General features: G+C 65.0%; 2 protein-coding genes. One reads left to right on the forward strand and one right to left on the reverse strand.

The features are described 5' to 3' along the window. The coding region (locus ACLF3M_RS35315) for a transposase (protein ID WP_430661699.1) at positions 1-214 on the reverse strand (214 nt) is incomplete at its 3' end. 273 nt (positions 215-487) lie between these two features. On the opposite strand from ACLF3M_RS35315, the gene ACLF3M_RS35320 reads away from it, so the two are divergent. Continuing rightward, on the forward strand, positions 488-943 hold a 456-nt coding region (locus ACLF3M_RS35320; protein ID WP_430661700.1), incomplete at its 3' end, for a membrane dipeptidase.

Consider the following 943-nt stretch of genomic DNA (forward strand, 5'->3'; position numbering starts at 1 on the left):
ACCAGGCGTAGTACAGGCTCTCGGCAATGCCCTCGCGTCGGCACAGCGCGGCGATGCTGTCCTCGCCGCGCAGGCCTTCCAGCACGATCCGGATCTTCTCCTCGGCTGAGTGCTGCTTGCGGGTGCGTCGGCGGATGTCACGCACCACCCGCTCGGCGGGCTGCTTCGCAGGGCCAGCCGCAATGGCGGCTGGCGCGGAGGATTTCTGGCTCATCTTCACTCCTTGATGGTTACGATGAGCCAGAAATCCTCCGCTCCTCAACTTCCCCGATCTGTCTCAAGGGCGTCGACGCCGGACAGGGCTCCGCGCGGCAAAAAACGCCGCAGCTGTTGACGCGGCGACGCGCTGGCACCGCGACCGGGCCAGTTGTTCGCGGGATTCTACAGAAAGCTGGCGTCGGGGAGCTCGCAGCGGAGGCGGCGGCTCAAGCCGCATTGACCCCCTGGGAGCCCGCATGCAACGTTTTCCTGATCGGGAGGCCGTGCGATGCATGCGCGTTATGATCAGGTTGCTCCACATCCGCTGGCGAAGGGCTGGCACACGCCGCGGGAAAGCACCTGGCTGTTCATCGATGGTTGTGTGCAGGTTTGGGAGGACGCGGATTTCGGCGAGCTGCATTGCCATACGCCGACCGCCTATCTGCTGACGGCATTTCGCCCGCAGGCGAATTTCGAAGATGCCGTGGACGCCTGTATGGATTGGTGGCGTGTCGCCCGCACCTACCCTACCACTCGCATCGCGCTGACCGCGCGCGACATCGTCGAAGCAAAGGAACAGGGCCAGGCCGCGCTGATCATCGGCACGCAGGGCGGCGACTTCGTCGGCCAGAAGCTGCACAGGCTGGAAGTGCTGCACAAGCTCGGCCTGCGCGTGATGATCCCGTCCTACAACGAGCGCAACACTCTCTGCGACGGTGTACTGGAACCGGCGGATGGCGGGCTC

The organism is Falsiroseomonas sp. HW251 (genome assembly GCF_050563545.1).
Lineage (GTDB): Bacteria > Pseudomonadota > Alphaproteobacteria > Acetobacterales > Acetobacteraceae > Falsiroseomonas.